Here is an 18,948-nt window from a genome sequence, read left to right as displayed (position 1 = left end):
ACCCCTTTTCTCCCTCGGATTGCACGGCAATTAATCGAATGTGCGTGTCGTTCCGTCTTGGTACAGGATGCTGTCGACACGAAACTTTATTTTCATGTTGTCCTTTTCCGTGTTCCGCACCCACTGGTGGTCGTCCTTGAACTGATTGTATTCAAAGCCGGATCCCCTCTCTGTGTAGCTCGCTCCTGGAGAAATCGGCTTGTCGATTGTCCATTTGAGCGCGAATTTTGGCTCATTGAATAAGTCCATAAATGTAAGCACGCCTTTAATCGCTCTAGCCGGCTTGTCTAGGCCCTTCGCGTTGAAGGTTATGTCGAAAAACACATAGTCTTGATAGTCCTGCTTTGCATACTGTTTCCGCAGAAGGGCGGCCTCCAGAATTTGCTCGCGAACTTGCCGATCCGCGTCCTCGGAGGTCGCGGTGGCGTCGACTCCGCCGGCAGTCTCATCCGCCGCGACGCTCGGAGGCGAGGCGACCGACAGAACAGCCCCTTGTTTGGGGTATGCGAGTCCGTATTTTGCTACCAGATATTGTTGCCTGAGCATCGCCAGAGTGTTCCGCTCCGTGGCGGCCCCCATTACCGCCATCGCACCGACCAGGCCTCCTGAATAAAGGCTTGCCTTCGCATCGGCCTCCGTGACTTTCGCCTCTTGTTTTGCAATATCGTCTTGCAACTGATTCGCGCGCGCCACATCAGGATTAGTGGCAACCGTCTCGATAGTTACTTTTGCGCCGGATTCGATGGCGTGAATACGTTGTTCAATGAGAGCTTCGTTTGTTTTTAGAAGTTCTAGACGCACGGAGAGCAGGGCCTTGACGAGGCCACCGCTGTACTGGGCGTTCTGCGCTTCAGCGCCAGCAACCTCCCTCTTGGTTGCCTCAAGTTCAGTCCTCAATGCTTCAACTCGCGCCTGCTCTTCCGGGCTGAGTGACCGAGTACACGCACCGAGCAGGGCTGTCATGCAGAGTGCGAGTACTACCATTTGCTTTTTCATAATTCCCCCATTTGCTCCCGATTCTGCTTGTGGTGTCGTTCAGATTGCGCTTATGACGCCCAACGTTTGACGTGAGGGGCCGCCGTAGTGGCGAAGCCGCGAAGGGAACCCACAAGCGCAGCTTGTGGGCGGTCCCTCTCGACGGAATTGTTAGCCATTTGCGGCATATTTTTTGACCACTGCTTTCAAGGCACTGTCTATTTCTTCTGAGATCTCTCGCGCCTGTTTAAAAGCGTCTTTTACTTCTTCGCTTTCGTTTGGGTAAAGGCCGTTTCCGAGCCTTGCCAGATCAGCGACTTTGAAACAAAGCTCATAGTACTTTGCTATTTCACTAGACAAGGACTCTTTGACATAGAAGGCAGCATCTCTTGATGGGTAATAAAACTTGGATACTTGCTCCATGTCTGGACGAAACCCTCGCTGCTCCATATGCATTTTCAACTCATAGAATGCATCGTAGATAGCTTTTCTGCGAGCCAATAGCGCTAGCTCATTGGCGCGCTTTGCCTCCTCGGCAGCCCACCTTGCATATAAAGCGGATAGCCCGGCCACTAGTGCGGCCAAGACCGCAATGACATCAGATGCTCCTAGGGAAAGCACGCATTCGGAGGGCACGATCATTTCCTGATGGCTAACTAGATTTATACCAATGTCAGGGAGGGTGCCTCGGCGGTGATAAAAAAACTACCTGCCCGTTTGGACAGGGTCTTAGCAGCGGAAGTCCGATTTATGCTGGATGAATGTTCCCGAATGAGATGCCAAACAACCCTTGGGTCAGGCTGAAATCCGATACTGCACTCCGGTCAGCTTCTCCGAAATTGTCCACAGCCGCTGCGCCGCGTCGATGTCGTTGCCGGCCGGCTTGATCCGGGCCGCCCTCGGCGGCCCTTTCATTTCACCGAAACCGCTCGGGCCGTAGAAGCCGCCGCCCTGCGCGTCTTCCGAGGTTGCGCCATACATAGTGGGCAAGGCACCCGCCGCAGCGGGCTGGCCCAGCAGCGGCATGACCAGACCGAGGATCATCGTGATCAGGTGATCGCCGAGATGGTATTGGCCGAGCTGCTTGCGGTTGGCACCAATGGAGGTGCGGGCGACGCCGGGATGCACGGCGATGCTCTGGAGCTTGCTGCCGACCTGCTCGATGCGGCGTTGCAGTTCGCGTGCGAACAGCAGGTTCGTGGAAGAAATGGGGTCTGACCCCATTTTTCTTTCGTGTGGGAGGAGTCCCTGTAAGCTGGTTAGTGCTCACCGGCACCGTTCGCGGCTTGCTTTGGCCACGTCCAGGCATACCAGATAGTTCCAGCCCCTAGGAGAATCTCGACGACTCCCAGCAAGACGTAGAACGACCATGCACCTGGCATCGTCATTAGCATGACCGCAATGTAGAAGGCACCCAACGCGACATTGCCCCAGCGGCAGAGCGTTGCTGGCAGCACGAGAGACAGGAACACCATGAGGCCCGGTATCGCCAGCAAGATCGAAGTAGCCACCAAGCTACTTTGGCTCACTGCTCCAATTGGACCGTGTCCATCCAACATTCCTTGGAGCTTGCCGGGAACATACAGCCCGAAGTAGTCGCCGTAGATGTAACAAAACATCAGCGCCGCCCACAGGGCCGACAGCTTCAAACGAACAGGTACTCTTGTATCAACGAGCGCGAGCGAGCTCATATCGCAGTTTCCGGTGATGGCTGACTGAAAGCCCAACTAGATTTATGCCGATGTCGGAAAGGGTGCCTCAGTGGCAATCAAAAAACTACCTGCTCGTTTGGGCAAGTTGAGGTCAGTGCGAAATCCGATACACCACGCCTGTCAGCTGCTCCGAGACCGCCCATAACCGTTGCGCCGCGTCCATGTCGTTGCCAGCCGGTTTGATCTTCGCCGCCTTCGGCGGACCCTTCATCTCACCGAAACCGCTGGGGCCGTAGAAGCCGCCGCCCTGCGCGTCTTCTGAGGTTGCACCGTACAGCGTCGGCAAGGCGCCAGCGGCGGCGGGCTGACCCAGCAGCGGCATGACCAGACCGAGGATCATCGTGATCAGGTGATCGACCAGATGGTATGGGCCGAGCTGCTTGCGGTTGGCACCAATGGAGGTGCGGGCGACGCCCGGATGCACGGCGATGCTCTTGAGCTTGCTGCCGGCCTGCTCGATGCGACGTTGCAGTTCGCGTGCGAACAGCAGGTTCGCGAGCTTGGTCTGGTTGTACGGCCGCTGAGAGGAGTAGCCGCGTTCCATCTGCAGATCGTCCCAATCAAAGTAGCCCTGACCGTGGACGATGCTGGAGATGGTGACGACGCGCGGCGCGGGCGCGGCGTGCAGCAGCGGCAACAGTAAGCCTGTCAGCGCGAAGTGGCCCAGATGACCGATGCCGAAGGTCAGCTCGAATCCGTCCGCACTGGTGCGCCGTTCGGTGATCGGCTGGATGCCGGCGTTGTTGATCAGGATGTCCAGTGGCTCGCCACGCGCCAGCAGAGCCTTGGCGAAGTCCTTCACGCCTTGCAGATTGCTCAGGTCCAGCGGCAGGAACTCCACCTGCGCGTCCGCGCGCAGGGCGCGGATGCGTTCCACCGCTGTGTGACCGGCGGCTTCGTTGCGATCCGCGATCAACACCGTCGCGCCATGCTGCGCCAGCGCACGTGCGGCCTCGAAGCCGATGCCGCTGGCAGCGCCGGTGATCAACGCCCGCTTGCCGGTCTGATCCGGAATGTTCTGCTCGCTCCAGTCCGCCATTTGTTCCCCCATCCATTTTTTCCAGTTGCCCGGGACAATGGCATGCAGATGTTGCGGTGACACCGTTCAGAAGGACGATATGCACGAGCGTCTTCAACCGCCCCAAAAGTAAGACCGCGATCTATTCGTTGAATATCACCATGAATAACCTCCATTGGATGGCGGATTTTCATGGTGATGGTCACGCGGAATTGATTGTCCGCAAGGCACTGCTGGAAGAGATCGCTGCAGCCCTGAAGCGCAGCCGCGGGGTCGTGCTCACCGGGGCCACGTCAATGCGGCAAGACCACGCTGGCGGGAGCGCCATTCGGAACAGACCACGAGTTCCCCACCCTGCGCTCGACTTATACGACGCTGACCCGCGCGGTAATGCTGTCACCGTCCGACAGGTTCTCGGCCTTGCGTACGTCGGCCTTGATCGCGAACAGGTAGGTCCCGGATTTCTTGTCGGGGAATAGCGAGGTGCTCCACTCGGTCTTGCCGATGCGTACGCGCACGCGGATCGAGCCCCAGCCTTTTGCGGTGACGCCGTAACGCGATTTGATGTCGGCGGATTGCTCCCCCGACAGGTTGGCGAAGTACCAGGCAGCGGCACCCTTGTAGCGCCAGACCCGGCTTCGGACCGTGTAGTCGCGGCCAGCCGGCGGGTCGTCGGCGGGCAGCAGGGGCGACCAGCGGTCTTCGAATGTCACCGGCTTCTTCTTCACGGCGCTCAGCGTACACTCACCGCATCAAACAGGGAGATCGCCGTGCCCGCACTGACGCTCACGTATTTCGATTTTGACGGCGGCCGCGGCGAGCCCGCGCGCCTGGCGCTGCACATCGGCGGAGTGCCGTTCGAGGATCGGCGCGTTTTATTCAAGGAATGGCAGGCGATGCGCGACGGCATGCCGTTCCGCGCATTGCCGGTGCTCGAGGTGGACGGTCGCCTCGTCGCCCAGTCCAACAGCATCAACCGCTACGTCGGCAAGCTGGCGGGGCTGTATCCGCAAGACAACCTGCAGGCCCTGCTCTGCGACGAGGTCATGGACGCCGTCGAGGACATGGATTTCCAGATCGGCAGCACGATAGGCCTCGATGCCGAAGCGAAGAAGAAGGCACGCGAAGCGCTGACCGCAGGACCGCTCCCGCACTACCTGGAGCAATTCCAGGCGCGGCTCGAGGCCGCCGGCGGTGAGTACTTCGCCGACCGACGCCTGACGGTGGGCGATCTGAAGGTCTGGATGCTGGTGCGCTGGCTGCGGTCCGGCATGCTCGACGACATTCCGAAAGATCTGGTGGACCGGGTGGCGCCGCGGCTGGTCACGCACGCGGAGCGACTCGCGGCGCAGCCGCAGATCGCGGCGTACTACGCTGGACGGAAGAAGGCATAGGCCGACGGCTCGATGGGTTTCGTCGGCGCTCAGCCCACCCATGACAGCGTGCGGCGATGTACTTCCATACGAGAACAACTCGAGGCAGATGTTCTCGCGTTGGAGAACCTCTGCTCCGTGAAACCGGTCAGCGGCTCCGATTGAGCCTGGATTCCGGGTTCTGCCTGCGGTAGTCCGGAATGACGGTCGGGGACGGACATTCGGGCAGGCACACAAAAAGCCCCGCATGACTGCGGGGCTTTGAATACTGATGAAGAAGCCGGCCCATCGTGACGCGAGGAACCCCCGGCGTTGCCGGGGCCCTCTACGCGGCTCAAGGTCTTACTTCTTCGACTCCTGCGCCAGCATGCCGGCCATGCCCTGCTTCGGCGCTTCGGCCTTGGCGGCGGTCGGACGCGGTGGCATGCGCGGCATGCCGGGGAAGCCGATGGCGAACTGTTCTTCCATCGTCTTCATGTCGTCTTCGGAGTAGCCCATCGACGCCATGATTTCCTTGGTGTGTTCGCCAACCAGCAGCGGACGGCCCTGGATCACGCCGGGGGTATCCGACAGGCTCACCAGCAGACCGATCTGGTCCAGCTTGCCGACGACCGGGTGCGGGTAGGACACGACCCACTTGCGCTGCTGGAACTCGGGGTTGTCGTGCAGCTTGCGCGAGAACTCCGGATCGACGATTTCACACGGCACGCCGGCGGCGTCGAGTTCTGCGAACCACTCGGCGGCGGTGTGCGCCTGCATGCGGCCGGCGATGAAGGCGGTCAGCTGCTTGTCGTTGGCCTCACGCGCTTCGTGCGTGGCGAAGTGCTCGTCGATGGTCAGACGCGGCGCACGCAGCACGGCGAACAGTTCATCCCAATGGTTCTGGTTCACGACGACGATGCACAACCAGCCGTCCTTGGTCGGGTAGATGCGATGACCGGCGGAGTAGCCGACCTGATCGCCACCGATGCGCGGACGCGCGAAGCCTTCGCCCTTGGGCGTGGCAACGGCGTAGCTGGTGTTGAGCAGCGCGGCGTTGATGATGGAGGTGTCGACGAACTGGCCTTCACCGGTGCGGTCGCGATGGTAGATCGCGTTGCAGATGGCGACAGCAGAGAGGAAGCCGTTGCCGGTATCGCCGAAGCTGGTGAAGCTCCACAGCGGACGGCCGACTTCGCCATTGCTGCCTTCGCGACCCATGCCGCCGTCCTCGAACTGGATGCCGGACAGGCAGGCGCCGGTCTGGTCGTTGCCGGGCAGGCTGGCGCGCTTGCCGCGTTCGAAGCCGCGGGTGTGGCAGTAGATCAGGTCCGGCTTGATCTGCTTGAGCGACTCGTAGTCGATCTTCAGGCGCTCGGCGGCGTCGTAGCGCATGTTGTGCTGCACGACGTCGGCCTGCTTGACCAGATCGAGCAGGATCTTCATCGCACGCGGATCTTTCAGATTCAGCGTGATGCTCTTCTTGCCGCGGTTGGCCATGTAGGCGATGTGCACGCGGTGCCAGAACAGGTCATACAGACCGTTGATCTTGATGACGGTGGCGCCGAGGTCGCTGAGCAGCTGCGTGCCGAACGGGCCGGCGATGGCCAGACCCAGATCCAGCACGGTGATGCCTTCGAGCGGGGCCTTGAGATCACCCTTCTTCGCGGCAGCGGTGGCGGCCTTGGCCTCGGCGATGATCTGCGCGGCTTCTGCCTTCACTTCATCGGTGTTGGCACCGGGCGCCACCGGCGGCGCGCCGGGCTTGCCCTGCGTCAGGCTCATGTTGAACGCGTTGCCGACGGTGCGGATCGTGCCCAGCTCGGGGTCCTGCGTCTCGGTGGCGCAACCGTCTTCGAGGAACGCGGGATCGGCCAGCGATTCCTCGATGCTGCGCACCGGCTGCATCGTCATCTCGGCAGTGGCGGCGGCCTCGACCCAGTCAGCGACCGGGAACTTGGCAACGGCCTCGGCCATGATCGGCTGGTAGTGCGACATCACCAGGATTTCTTCCGGCCCGGTGCCGAAGCGGTCCGGATCGTTCTGCACGGTGAGGTCCGGCGTAGCGTTTAGGGTGTCGCCCTGCGCGGCCTGCAGGATGAAGCGCGGGTTCGGCACCCAGTTGTGCAGCCACTTGCCGTCCTTGGCCTGGAAGTGACCCTTGGGCGAACGGCTGTTGAGAATCCAGGTATCGAAGCCCGGTGCGTCCGGCTTCTCGGCGCGCTGCCAGACACCGGCGGCGCCGGCCATCGCGCCCTGCAGCAGCGAGGTCTCGACCCACTGGCCCTTGCCGGTGATCTCACGCGCGCGCAGCGCGGCGCTGATGCCGAGGCTGGCGTTGAAGAACGCACCGAGGCTGGGCCAGTACGAGGCGACGAACAGCGGACCTTCGCGGTCGGCGCCCTGCACCCAGTCCGACGGGATTTCGAGATCGGGGAACGGATCCGGCAGGCCGTTCATGTGGTTGAGCGCGCCTTCGGCCCAGCCGCGCTGTTCGAACATCAGGCCGGTGCGGGCCTGTACCAGCGCGTCGTACGCCGGGCGGTTGGACAGGGCGGTGTCACGGCCGTAGCCGGTGATCGAGCAGTAGATCAGGCGTGGGTTCAGCGCGGACAGGGTCTTGAAGTCGATGCCGAGTTTCTCGGCCGTGCCCGGCGCATAGGACTCGACCAGCACGTCGGCCTGGCTCGCCAGCGCGAGGAAGGCCTTCTTGTCGTCCGCGTTCTTGAGGTCGAGAACGGCGCTGCGCTTGCCGCGCTGCCAGACCTTGTAGCCGAGCTGACCGCGGAACGGGTCGCCGCCGGGCGGCTCAATCTTGGTGACCTGAGCGCCGTTGTCGCCGAGCAGCATCGCGGTCATCGGACCGGCGATACCCCAGCTCAGATCCAGCACTTTCAGATTCTTCAGAACTCCTGCCATCGTCGCACCTTCGGTTTCTTCAGTTTCAGATTCATCTTGCCGCCACAGACGCGAAGGCGGCGCCGTCCGTTCGGACGGCACCGCCGGTGTTTTCGACCGCCCGCTTCAGCCCAGCCCGAAGGTCTTCAGCGCGTTGCCGGAGGTGATCTTGACGCGATCCGCCTCCGGAATGCCGGCTTCCTTGAACTGGCTGACCACCTGCGAACGCGAGTTCGGCCAGCACGTTGCGGGATGCGGGAAGTCGGTGGACCAGTACAGGCAGTCCGGGCCGAAGTAGTTGTACGCGGCCTTCAGGCCCGAAGGCTCGTACATGAAGGTGGCCCCGCACTGAGCCTTGAAGGTCTCCGACGGCGGACGCTTCACGCCGGGGAACTCGTAGTGCTGGTGCATGCGCGGATCGAGCAGCGTCTCGAAGAACCACGGCAGCCAGCCCAGGCCCGGCTCGACGAACAGCACCTTCATCTTCGGATACTTTTCCAGCGTGCCGGTGAGGATCCACATGCAGATGGTTTCGGCCAGCGGCGCCCAGGCGAGGCCGGTGAAGATGCCCTTCTGCGGCGTCGGGTCGCGACGGAACACGTCCCACAGGTTCTTGTGCAGGTCGAGGTGATTGAGGATCGTCAGGCCCGATTCCTCGATCAGCGACCACAGCGGCGCGTAGCGCTTGTCGTAGAAGTCCGGCAGGCCGAGGTCGGACGGAAACGGCGTCAGCTGCACGCAGCGCGCCTTCTTGTCGCGGGCCAGACGCTCGACTTCCTTGATCGCGAAGTCGATGTCATACAAGGGCAGCTGGTACGCCGTCATCAGACGCACCGGATCGTAGGCAGCGAAGTCCGCCATCGCGTTGTTGTAGCCCTGGAACACTTCCTTCCAGTTGTCGCCCATCAGATGCGGATTGGCGATCTTGGCGCCGGCGAGTTCGGGGAAGATCACCTCGGCGTAGACGCCGTCCAGGTCCATCGCTTTGAGCTTGCCTTCCGGGTTGAAGTGGCCGGGGTCCTTGGACGCTTCCGGATCGACGAAGTCTTCCAGCTCCAGGTTCGGCTGTCCGCCGCGCAGCACCTTGGCCGCGTACTCCTCGGCCTGCTTGTTGGCGTCATCCCAGACCGCATGCAATTCCTTGCGCAGACGCTCCTTCACCCACTCATCGGTGAAGTGCACGTGGGAATCCACCGATACCAGCTTTTCCTGGGCCAACTCCGTCATTGCACATCCTCCAATCGCGTTCACCCAGCGTCACGCTCAGTTCCGGCAAATCGCAATCCCCGCCGAAACGCCGCTTCTACTGGCATCTGCGTCGACCATACCCGCAGCCTCAGAACGGCCGCTTGCCTCAAACGGGTGAGTTTGTGAACGGGTTTCGCGAAATGCAGCAGGGCTGCATAACCCCGTTGGAGACAGCGCCTGACCTCAGGTCAGGCGGGCGGCTTCAGAACGTGAACTGTGCGCCGAAACTGACGTAACGTCCGGCATGGGCAAGCGCTGCGATCTGCGGATCGCCGGCAGCGCGCCCATAGACGTCGCCCCATTCCCAGAACTGCCGATCGAACGCGTTGAACAGGCCGGCGCGCAGCGCCACGCGCGGAACCGGAAAGTACTCGCCGGTGATGTCGACCACGGCATAGCCTGGCGCCTGGAACTGCGGTGTACCAGCGTCATCGCCACCGTCACGGCGGTCCACTGCGACCAAGCGCAGTCGCAAGACGCTGCGCAGAGTGCGATGGTCGACCCCAAACACCAGCTTCGCAGGCTCGACAGCCGGAAGTGGCTGGTCGGTATCACGGTTCTCGCCACGCAGCCATGCTCCGGCAAGTTCGGCGCTCCAGCCGGGAGCGCCGAAAACCTCCAGATGCTGCCGCCAGTTCAGTTCGATCCCGTGAATCCAGGCGCGCTCGACGTTGCGGGACTGAAACAGGCGGGTGCCCGTATCCGGATCGACGCCGATGAAACTGTTGCTGAGGATGAAATCGCGGTAGTGCGTCTCGAACACGCTCAGTTCGATCTGGGCATGTCCGCTGCGATGGCGCAGGCCAAGCTCGAGGGCGGAACTGTACTCGGGGTCAAGATCGGGATTCGGCAGCGCACGGGCGTTCACAGTGGGCAGATCGAGGCCGAGATTGACATCAAATGCTGGCGGCGCGCGGAAACCTTGCGTGTACTGCGCAAAGCCACGCAGGTCCGCCGTCAGCCGGTAGAGCAGGCCGAGACGCGGCGTCCACGCATCGTTGCTCAGATCAGTGACGCCCACATTCGGTGAGCCGTTCTCGAATCGCGGATCGGAATGCGCATTGAGCTGGTAGTAGTCATAGCGCACCCCCGGCAGGAAGGTGAACGCCGAGCCTGGGGCGCTCACCTCGGCGGTGGCGTAGCTCCCCAGATCGAGTGTGTCGGTACCGGGGAAATCACGACGTGGAAAGGACTCGCCGAGGATCACCGTCGTCTGGCTGCCGTCCTCGAGATCGGTCTGCAGCGCGTCGCGACCCTCCTGCAGAATCCCGGCCGCACCCTCAATGCCATAGCCCAACGTCTGCGTCCATCCATGCCAGTTCAGTGGCTGGCGCACATCAACCCCAAACCCGGCCACGCGCTGGCTGAACTCGAAGACCCGCTGCTGACGCACCGGCGGATCGGCCCGCTGTCGATACTCGTCCGTGCCCTGGGTCAGCCAGGACCGTGTTGCATAGGCACGCCACAGCACGCGACGGCGCCCGGGCGGCATGGACTGCTCGAACTCTGCGCCGACGCGCCAGGCGTCCTGCGCATCGTCCGCAGCCAAGGCCGTGGTATTGATGAATCGTCCCTGGCCGAGGAGCGTTTGCACCTCGGTATCACGCCGGGTCTGACCGTAGTCGGCAAGCAGGCGCAGGGTCCCGGCGCCTGCGACCAAATGGGACTTGAACAACACCGCGTCACGGTGCCAGCGCTGCGGATCGACGGTGTCAGCGCCAGCGGCGTCGAGTTCGTGCCCCTGCCGGCGGGTCAAGGCCAGCAGCGCAGTGCCTTCGGCCCAACCCCAGGCCTGCACCGCGGAGGCGCCGAGCTGCTCCCGATCGCCCGAAAACAAGCCGAGCACACGCCCACCGCGACCGGACGCTCCGAGCAGGTCCTCTGGATCGAGCGTCTCGATAGCCACGACACCGCCAAGCGCGCGACTCCCGTAGAGACTGGATGCAGGCCCCCGCAGCACCTCCACTTCACGCACCAGACCAAGTTCCGCGTAGTCGCGACCGCTGTCGGCATACGAGCCAACACTGAATCGTTCAGCAACAGGGATACCGTCGACGAGGGTCAGCACGCGGTTGTCGCCCAAGCCGCGGATGCGGAAGCCGCTGCCGCCGAATCGTGTACCGCCTCCATCGACTCGGATCGCCGGCTGGTAGCGAAACATGTCGCGAAGGTCCGCCGCCAGCTCGGACTGCGCCGCTTCTGCGCTGAGTACCGAAACCGATGCCGCCACGTCCCAGACTGAGCCAGGGTGACGTGTGGCGACGACGACGATCGGATCAAGGGCTGCCGGTGCACCATCATCCGCAGCATGGACCTCGCACGCAGCCCCCCCTAGCCACGCGGCCGCCAATGCCGCGACAACGCAAGCAACCGGCGGCCGCTGGCTCCGGTCAGTAAACGTCATTTACGGTGTTGTAGACATTGAACTTGCCAGTTGGGGTGACGATGTTCTTGCCCTTGATCACCTTCTTGAGCGTGCGGGTCCTGTCGTCGACGACAACAATCGACGACTCCTCCTCCTTGCCGCTCCACACCGAGAACCAGACCTCGGTTCCGGTGGCATCGTACTCCGGCTGTACAACCCGCTTCGGGCCCGGCCCCAGATTGGCCCACTCCGCGATCGGCAGCACCGTGTAGCCGGCATCAAGACGATCAATGTCGAACACAGCAACCGACTGGGAGATTTTTTCCTCCGGGTTGAGCGGCGAGTCGACCCACAGGTTGCGGGACTTCGGATGCGTCTTGACGAACAGCGAGCCACCGCCCTGCCCCTTGAGCACCCGCACGACCTTCCAGGCCTGCTGCGGATGCTTTTCGGGATCCGTGCCGATGAAGGTGACTTTGTCGTTGCCCAACGCGCTGGTCACCCACACCGGCCCGAATTCCGGGTCGACCAGATTGGCGCCGCGACCCGGATGCGGGATTCGGTCGACATCCACCAGGGCCGCCAGCTTGCGCTCGCGCGAATCAACTACGGCGATCTTGTCGGACTGATTCGCTGCGGTCATGAAATAGCGCTTGGTCGAGTCCCAGCCGCCGTCATGCAGAAAGCGCGCGGCCTCAAGTGTGGTCACCGTCAGCGCATCCAGGTCGCTGTAATCCACCAGCAATATCTTGCCCAGCTCCTTGATGTTGACGATGAAGTCGGGGTGCTCAAGCGAAGCCACGATCGCCGCAACGCGCGGCTCGGGATGGTATTCTTGGGTATCGACAGTGGTCCCACGGGTCGAGACTATCTTCCTGGGTTCCAGCGTTTCGCCATCCATCAACACGAACTGTGGCGGCCAGTACGCCCCGGCGATCGCGATCTTGTCCTCGTAGCCCTTGTACTTGGACGTCTCAACCGAACGGGCTTCGAGACCGATCTTGATCTCGGCAACGCGCTGCGGCGGGTCCATCCACAGATCGGTCAGGTCCACGCGGCCGTCGCGACCGATGGTGTAGACGTAGCGCCCCGAATGCGACAGGCGCGAAATGTGCACCGCGTAACCGGTCGGGATGATCGCCACAGGCTTCTTGGTGTCTCCGTCAATCAACGCGACCTTGCCGGCATCGCGCAACGTCACCGCAAAAATATTGTCGGTGTTGATCTTGTTGAGTTTCTTCTTCGGCCGCTTTTCAGGGGGGATCAGCACCTTCCAGGTCTCCCTCATTTCGGCCATGCCCCACTCCGGCGGCGCAGGCGGCTCATGCTGGAGAAATCGTGCCATCGCGTCGATGTCGGCAGCACTGAGTTCTCCCGACGTCCCCCAGTTCGGCATGCCGGCTGGCGAACCGAAGTTGATCAGCGCCTTCAGATACTCGGTGCCCTTGTCCAAGGTGATATCGGGCGTCAGCGGCTTGCCGGTCGCTCCTTTACGCAGCACGCCGTGGCAACCAGCACAGCGCTCAAAGTAGACCTGTTGTGAGCGATCGAATTCCGCCTCGCTGATGGCGGGTGCCCCGGGAGAACGCACCTGCCGTGCTGCGGAAACCGTCGAAGGCGCCGACTGGTACTCCATTTCTGCCGCCGACGCGCCGGGATGCGGCTGGCCGGACGCCCGGTCACCGGCGCCACTCTGCGCACGGCCGTCGGCGACTTTTTCCGCTGTGAAGTGCGCCTTGCCCGGATTCCCCCAAGCACTGAATACGTAATTCAGGATCTGGGCGAGCTCTGTGTCCGACAGATGCCCCATCGCCGGCATCACGCCGTTGTACGAGGTACCGTTGACCATCAACGGCCCACTCTTGCCCCGCAGAACGGTTTCCAGCGCCCGCGCCGGATCGCCCATCAGCTCCACATTTCCGGCCAGCGGCGGAAATGCACCTGCCAAGCCGACCCCCTCCTTCTGGTGACAAGCGGCACAATGGGTTTCGTAAAGTCCCCCGCCCGCCGGGGCGACCTCGGCCTGATGGACCTGTAGCGCTTTGTCCGCTCCCTGGGACGCAACGGGGAACCCGATCAACACAATCGCACCGAACAAGAACGCATGTTTCATGGCGCACCCCTTACATCCATTGATGAACGTGGGACATCCATTTCAACGCTAGCGTCACGCCCGAAGCGGAGCATTGACCTGCATCAACCGATTGCCCCCCGCACACCGGAGCGCGCGCCCCATGCCGAAGAGCTGAGGGCTATCCGTCGAGCTGATACGATGCGCGTACCGCTGTTGCAACCGCCCGCTTCCGGTAGAACCACGCGCCCAGTGCGGGCAGCATGCAGATCGCGGCGAGCATGTTGACCAGGAACATGAACGACAGCATCACGCCCATGTCGGCCTGGAACTTCAGCGCCGAGAACATCCAGGTTGCGACGCCCACCGACATCGTGATGGCGGTGAACACCGCGGCGCTGCCGCGTTCGACCATCGCGCGCTCGAAGGCTTCACGGAAGTCGGTGCCTTCGATGTCCATGTGGTGCTGGATGCGCTCGAACAGGTACAGACCGTAGTCGACGCCGACACCGACCCCGAGCGCGATCACCGGCAGCGTCGCCACCTTCAGACCGATGCCGAACGTCGCCATCAGCGCGTTGCAGAACACCGTGACCATGATCAGCGGCACCATCACGCAGATCACGCCGACCCACGAGCGGAACGTGGCGTAGCAGAACAGGATCAGCGAACCGAAGATCGCCAGCAGCATCTTCACTTCGGCTTCGCCGACGGCTTCGTTGGTCGCCGCCATCACGCCGACGTTGCCGCTGGCCAGACGCAGGTTGACGCCTTCGACCGGGTTTTCGGCGATGAAGCGTTTGATCTCGGACACGATGTGGGCAACGGTTTCGCCCTCGTGGTTCTTGGTGAAGATCAGCACCTGGATCGCGCGGCAGCTTTCGGTGTTCAGGCCCAGCTTCGGATCGAACGCCTTGGAGCCGGTGGACAGGCCGACTTCGCTGCGCGGCAACGCACGCCAGCGCGGATTGCCTTCGTTGAAGGCCGAGATCACCAGCTTGCCGACGCTGCCGACGCTGATGGCCGACTGCACGCCTTCAACGCCGCGCATGTACGACTCGAAGCGGTCGACGGTGTTGGTCACGTCATAGTGCAGGCAGGAGTCGCCCTGGAAATCCTTGGCCTCGACGATCACCGTCAGCACATCGACGCCGATGTCGTAGCTGCTGGCAATCATGCGGCTGTCCTGGTTGTAGCGCGAGTTCTCGCGCAGCTCCGGCACGCCCTGCCCGGAGTCGCCGATGACCAGATCGCGCGACTTCCAGGTGGTCACCCCGAGCATGATCAGACCGACGACAAACACGATGACGGCGTTACGCGGCTCGGCGCAGGCACCGATGATGCGGATCATCGGATGCCGATCGCCGGTGCGCTGCGCACGCGCACGATTCAGCCCGGCCTCTTCGAGCGTCAGGTAGGTCATGATGATCGGCAGGATCATCTTGTTGGTGATGATCATCAGCAGCACGCCAAGCGAGGCAGTGATGCCGAGTTCATGCACGATCGGGATGTCGATCAGCATGATCACGCCGAAGCCCAGTGCTTCGGTCAGCAGGCCGGCGGCACCGGGGATGAACAGCTTGCAGAACGAGGCATGCGCGGCCTGGACCGAGTTCGCGCCTTCCATGACCTCGATGCGCCACGCGCTGGTCATCTGCACCGCGTGCGACACGCCGATCGAGAAGATCAGGAACGGCACCAGGATCGACATCGGATCGATGCCGTAACCGATCATCGGCAGCACGCCGATCAGCCACAGCACCGGCAGCATTGCGACGACCAGTGCGGTCAGCGTGACCTTGACCGAGCGCGTGTACCAGAACAGCAGCACCACGGTGATCAGGAACGCGACGCCGAAGAAGATGAAGACGCCGAGCAGACCCTTGATGACGTCGCCCAGCAGTCGGGCAAAGCCGATGACGTTGACTTCGATATTCGGGTTGTACGAGGTGTTGTCGACCGACTCGACGCTCAGCTCGCTGCCGGACACGGCGAACGGCTGCTTGCCTTCTACACCCTCCTGCTCGTGCAGGACGTTGAACGTCTGCATGCGCAGCATGTTGCCGTAGTCGACATAGCCCTCGTAGACCGTCTCGCCCTTCTTGAACGGCGGACGATCCTCTTTCATGCGGTAGATGTATTTGTGCTGGCTCTCGAAGCGCTGACGAATTTCCTCGAGCTTGCTCTGCACCGCCCAGTAGTCGACCTTGACGCCGGCGACCGGATCGTACTCGTGCAGGTCGGCGCGGATCATTGCACCCTTCAGATCGTTGGCCACCAGCTGGCCGATCTGGCCGGACAGGCCGACATTCTTGCGTACCGTATCCATCTGCTCCGGCGTGCCGGAGTAGCGTGCTGGCACCACCGGCTCGCCGTTGAAGCCGTACTCGGTGATCTCGATGTAGTAGACGTCTGGCGTGAAGATCGAGGACACCCGCGTGCGGTTGATGCCGGGGATGAAGAACACTTCATCCGTGGTCTCGCGCAGCGCCTCCATGAACTCCTTGTTGTAGATGTCGCCTTCGCCCTTCCAGCGCAGGTTCACCAGGATCGTGTTGGCCCCGGAGAAGTCCTGCATGTACTCCATCATGGTCTTCATGTACGGGTGCTCGATCGGGATCAACTTCAGGAATCCCGGATCCAGCTGTACCCGCGTGGCGCTGACGCCCAGCGCCGTGGTGATCAGCGCAAACACCACCGCCAGAATGCGGCGGCGCCCGATCAGAAAGTCGGCAAAGCGCTCGACGACTTGTTCCGTGCGCGTCATGACCGCTCTCCCCCGATGGCGCGTTGAATCTTCAATCCGCCTTCACCGGCGGTGAGCCAGCCGCCTTCGGGCAGCGGCAACAAATCAGTCAGCCCGTTGCGGTTGTCGGCGGCGGACTGTGTGAACGTGCGGCCGTCATCCTTGGAGACCAGCACGGTGTTGCTGGCACCCACGAGCACGAGCGTGCCGTCCGGAATCACGGCGCCACCGAACAGCGACGTCGCCAGCGGATCGGTACTCTGGGTCCAGCTCAGACCCTGGTCTTCGCTGCGGAAAACGTGTCCGCGCATGCCGTAGACCACCAGCGTGCCGCTCGGCAACGCCTCGATGCCGAAGAACGAGCCGGCGTAAACGTCATCCACCGGTGTCCAGCTCTGGCCGGCATCGGTGGAACGCAGAATCAGGCCGCGCTCGCCGACCAGCACCAGTGTGCCGTCCTTGGCCTGCGTCATCGCATTCAGGTGACGGTCGCCGTGATCGTCGGCCATGCCGCCGGTCGCGAACGGATCATCGTCGGTCGGCACCGCCTCGACGGCCTCTTTCTGCGGCAGGTTGATGTTGAGCGTCGTGCGCTGCCAGGTCTGGCCCAGATCAGTCGAGCTCATCATCAGACCGAATGCGCCGAAGGCATACACGGTGCCGTTGTAGGGACCGGCGAGACCCAGCAGCGGGTCGCCCCCCTCATCATTGAACGACACTTCGGTCCAGGTCTCACCGGCATCGGTGCTGCGCAGGATCCAGCCGTCGTGCCCCACCGCGATGGCGATGCCGTCACCGACGAATGCCGCCTGGGTCAGCGTCGAGCCGCGTACGGTTTTCTTGGTGGCGCTGCGCCAGGGACCATCCGCAGAATTTGCTAGCAGAATGTCACCCTGCTCACCGACCGCCAGAATGCGACTGCCCTGCTGCGCCAGCGCGTTGACCAGAATCCGGTCCGGGTAGATCTGCGTCGGGGCGAAGTTCGGCGCGGGCCGTGGCGAGAATGAATACACCACCGCGCCGATCACGACGGCCGCCATCAGCAGCGACGGCCAGCCATTGCTCCAGACGCTGCCTGCCGCTTTGGCGGCCGGCGCAGTAGATGCCTCACGCTGTTTATGCACGAATGTCGACCCGGTGTCGTTCATCGCTCTCTCCTCGCCCTCTATCTGTTATTGCCCGGGTCTTGGAGCCCGGCTCTTGTATTGATGCGCCGATGACCGGCTGCGGCGGCAGTGTGAGCCGCAGCCATCGGCACAGCAAGCCGCAAAATCGCCTCAGCCGCCGATTTCGAACAGGCCCGCGGCACCCATGCCGCCGCCGATGCACATCGTCACCACCGCATATTTCACGCCGCGACGACGACCTTCGATCAGGGCATGGCCGACCATGCGCGCACCGGACATGCCGAACGGGTGGCCGATCGAGATGGCGCCGCCATTGACGTTCAGGCGGTCGTTGGCGATGCCCAGGTGATCCCGGCAATACAGCACCTGGCAGGCGAAGGCTTCGTTGAGTTCCCACAGACCGATGTCGTCGACGGTGAGACCGTGACGCGCGAGCAGCTTGGGAATCGCGAACACCGGACCGATGCCCATTTCGTCCGGCTTGCAGCCGGCGACGGCAACGCCGCGATACGTGCCCAGCGGCTTCAGGCCGCGACGCTGCGCCTCGGCCTTGCTCATCAGCACCGACACGGCGGCGCCGTCCGACAGCTGCGAGGCATTGCCGGCGGTGACGAACTGGCCTTCCTTGACCCACTGGCCGTTCTTCCACACCGGATTCAGTGCCGCCAGGCTTTCCAGCGTGGTCGACGGGCGATTGCCTTCGTCACGATCCAGCGTGACGGTCTTGCGGTCGGTCGGATTGCCTTCCTTGTCGAACAGCTGCTGTTCGACCGTGATCGGGGCGATTTCGTCGTTGAAGGCACCGGCGGCCTGCGCCGCCGCGGTGCGCTGCTGGCTCTGCAGCGAGTATTCATCCTGCGCGGCGCGCGAAATGCCGTACCGCTGGGACACCAGCTCGGCAGTTTCGATCATCGGGATGTAGGCGGTCGGCTCGGCTGCGATCGCTGCCTGCGACACCGCGCGATAGCTGTTCTTGTGCTTGTTCTGCACCAGCGAAATCGATTCCAGGCCACCGGCGACGACCACATCCTGCTCGCCGACCATGATGTTCTTGGCGGCGATGGCAATGCTCATCAGGCCCGAAGAGCACTGGCGGTCCAGCGTCATGCCGGACACCGAGTTCGGCAGGCCGGCGGTATAGGCGCAGAGCCGGCCCAGGTTGTAGGCCTGCGTGCCCTGCTGCGCTGCGGCGCCGAGGATGACGTCGTCGACCTCGGCCGGATCGACCCCGGCGCGCTCGACCGCCGCGCGGATCACGTGGCCGCCGAGCACCGGCGCTTCGGTATCGTTGAACGCGCCGCGAAATGCCTTGCCAATGCCGGTCCGTGCGACCGATACGATGACTGCTTCATTCATGCTGTTGTCCTCTCGGCCCCTGCGCCGACCTGTGAGCCGCTGACGAAAGATTCATCGCGACCAAGGCATGCGACGGCCGA

The 18,948-nt window shown here is 62.8% G+C and carries 14 protein-coding genes; 1 reads left to right on the top strand and 13 read right to left on the bottom strand.

From position 1 onward, the window contains the following. Positions 1-30: 30 nt before the first annotated feature. The 6 genes from E4T66_RS14910 to E4T66_RS14885 form a co-directional block, all read right to left on the bottom strand. Positions 31-996, bottom strand: a complete 966-nt coding sequence (locus E4T66_RS14910; RefSeq protein WP_136849855.1) for a hypothetical protein — start codon at positions 994-996, stop codon at positions 31-33. A gap of 150 nt (positions 997-1,146) precedes the next feature. Further along, a complete protein-coding gene (locus E4T66_RS14905; protein ID WP_136849854.1) occupies positions 1,147-1,611 on the bottom strand; it encodes a hypothetical protein in 465 nt (154 codons plus the stop codon). A gap of 159 nt (positions 1,612-1,770) precedes the next feature. Then, on the bottom strand, positions 1,771-2,199 hold the full coding sequence (locus tag E4T66_RS14900; RefSeq protein WP_136849853.1) for an SDR family NAD(P)-dependent oxidoreductase: 429 nt from the start codon (positions 2,197-2,199) through the stop codon (positions 1,771-1,773). Between the two features lie 35 nt (positions 2,200-2,234). Then, complete coding sequence (locus E4T66_RS14895; RefSeq protein ID WP_136849852.1) at positions 2,235-2,666, bottom strand: DUF6326 family protein; 432 nt, start codon at positions 2,664-2,666, stop codon at positions 2,235-2,237. Positions 2,667-2,778: 112 nt separating this feature from the next. Further along, positions 2,779-3,738 carry an oxidoreductase gene (locus tag E4T66_RS14890; protein ID WP_211242948.1) on the bottom strand — a complete coding sequence of 320 codons (960 nt, stop codon included), beginning with the start codon at positions 3,736-3,738 and terminating at the stop codon, positions 2,779-2,781. A gap of 332 nt (positions 3,739-4,070) precedes the next feature. Beyond that, positions 4,071-4,418, bottom strand: a complete 348-nt coding sequence (locus E4T66_RS14885; protein ID WP_211242947.1) for a DUF1905 domain-containing protein — start codon at positions 4,416-4,418, stop codon at positions 4,071-4,073. 57 nt (positions 4,419-4,475) lie between these two features. On the opposite strand from E4T66_RS14885, the gene E4T66_RS14880 reads away from it, so the two are divergent. Further along, entirely contained in the window at positions 4,476-5,099 is a 624-nt protein-coding gene (locus E4T66_RS14880; protein ID WP_136849851.1) for a glutathione S-transferase, read from the top strand. 321 nt (positions 5,100-5,420) lie between these two features. On the opposite strand, the gene E4T66_RS14875 is transcribed toward E4T66_RS14880, so the two are convergent. The 7 genes from E4T66_RS14875 to E4T66_RS14845 all read right to left on the bottom strand — a co-directional run bounded on the left by E4T66_RS14875 (position 5,421) and on the right by E4T66_RS14845 (position 18,868). Then, positions 5,421-7,976, bottom strand: coding sequence for a CaiB/BaiF CoA transferase family protein (locus tag E4T66_RS14875; protein ID WP_136849850.1), 2,556 nt, complete (start codon positions 7,974-7,976; stop codon positions 5,421-5,423). Positions 7,977-8,081: 105 nt separating this feature from the next. Further along, entirely contained in the window at positions 8,082-9,182 is a 1,101-nt protein-coding gene (locus E4T66_RS14870) for an amidohydrolase family protein (protein WP_136849849.1), read from the bottom strand. A gap of 223 nt (positions 9,183-9,405) precedes the next feature. Beyond that, entirely contained in the window at positions 9,406-11,433 is a 2,028-nt protein-coding gene (locus tag E4T66_RS14865) for a TonB-dependent receptor domain-containing protein (protein WP_169577646.1), read from the bottom strand. A gap of 160 nt (positions 11,434-11,593) precedes the next feature. Beyond that, positions 11,594-13,681 carry a cytochrome D1 domain-containing protein gene (locus E4T66_RS14860; RefSeq protein ID WP_136849847.1) on the bottom strand — a complete coding sequence of 696 codons (2,088 nt, stop codon included), beginning with the start codon at positions 13,679-13,681 and terminating at the stop codon, positions 11,594-11,596. A 139-nt stretch (positions 13,682-13,820) separates the two neighbouring features. After that, the gene (locus tag E4T66_RS14855; protein ID WP_136849846.1) at positions 13,821-16,406 is read right to left on the bottom strand and encodes an efflux RND transporter permease subunit; all 2,586 of its coding nucleotides are present in this window, start codon (positions 16,404-16,406) and stop codon (positions 13,821-13,823) included. Then, the gene (locus tag E4T66_RS14850; RefSeq protein WP_136849845.1) at positions 16,403-17,533 is read right to left on the bottom strand and encodes a WD40/YVTN/BNR-like repeat-containing protein; all 1,131 of its coding nucleotides are present in this window, start codon (positions 17,531-17,533) and stop codon (positions 16,403-16,405) included. The genes E4T66_RS14855 and E4T66_RS14850 overlap by 4 nt, the downstream gene beginning before the upstream one ends. A gap of 129 nt (positions 17,534-17,662) precedes the next feature. Next, entirely contained in the window at positions 17,663-18,868 is a 1,206-nt protein-coding gene (locus E4T66_RS14845; protein WP_136849844.1) for an acetyl-CoA C-acyltransferase, read from the bottom strand. Positions 18,869-18,948: the final 80 nt, after the last annotated feature.

Origin of the sequence: Sinimarinibacterium arenosum (assembly GCF_005047655.1) — a bacterium.
GTDB lineage: Bacteria > Pseudomonadota > Gammaproteobacteria > Nevskiales > Nevskiaceae > Solimonas.
This window is presented reverse-complemented; position numbering and strand designations above follow the sequence as displayed.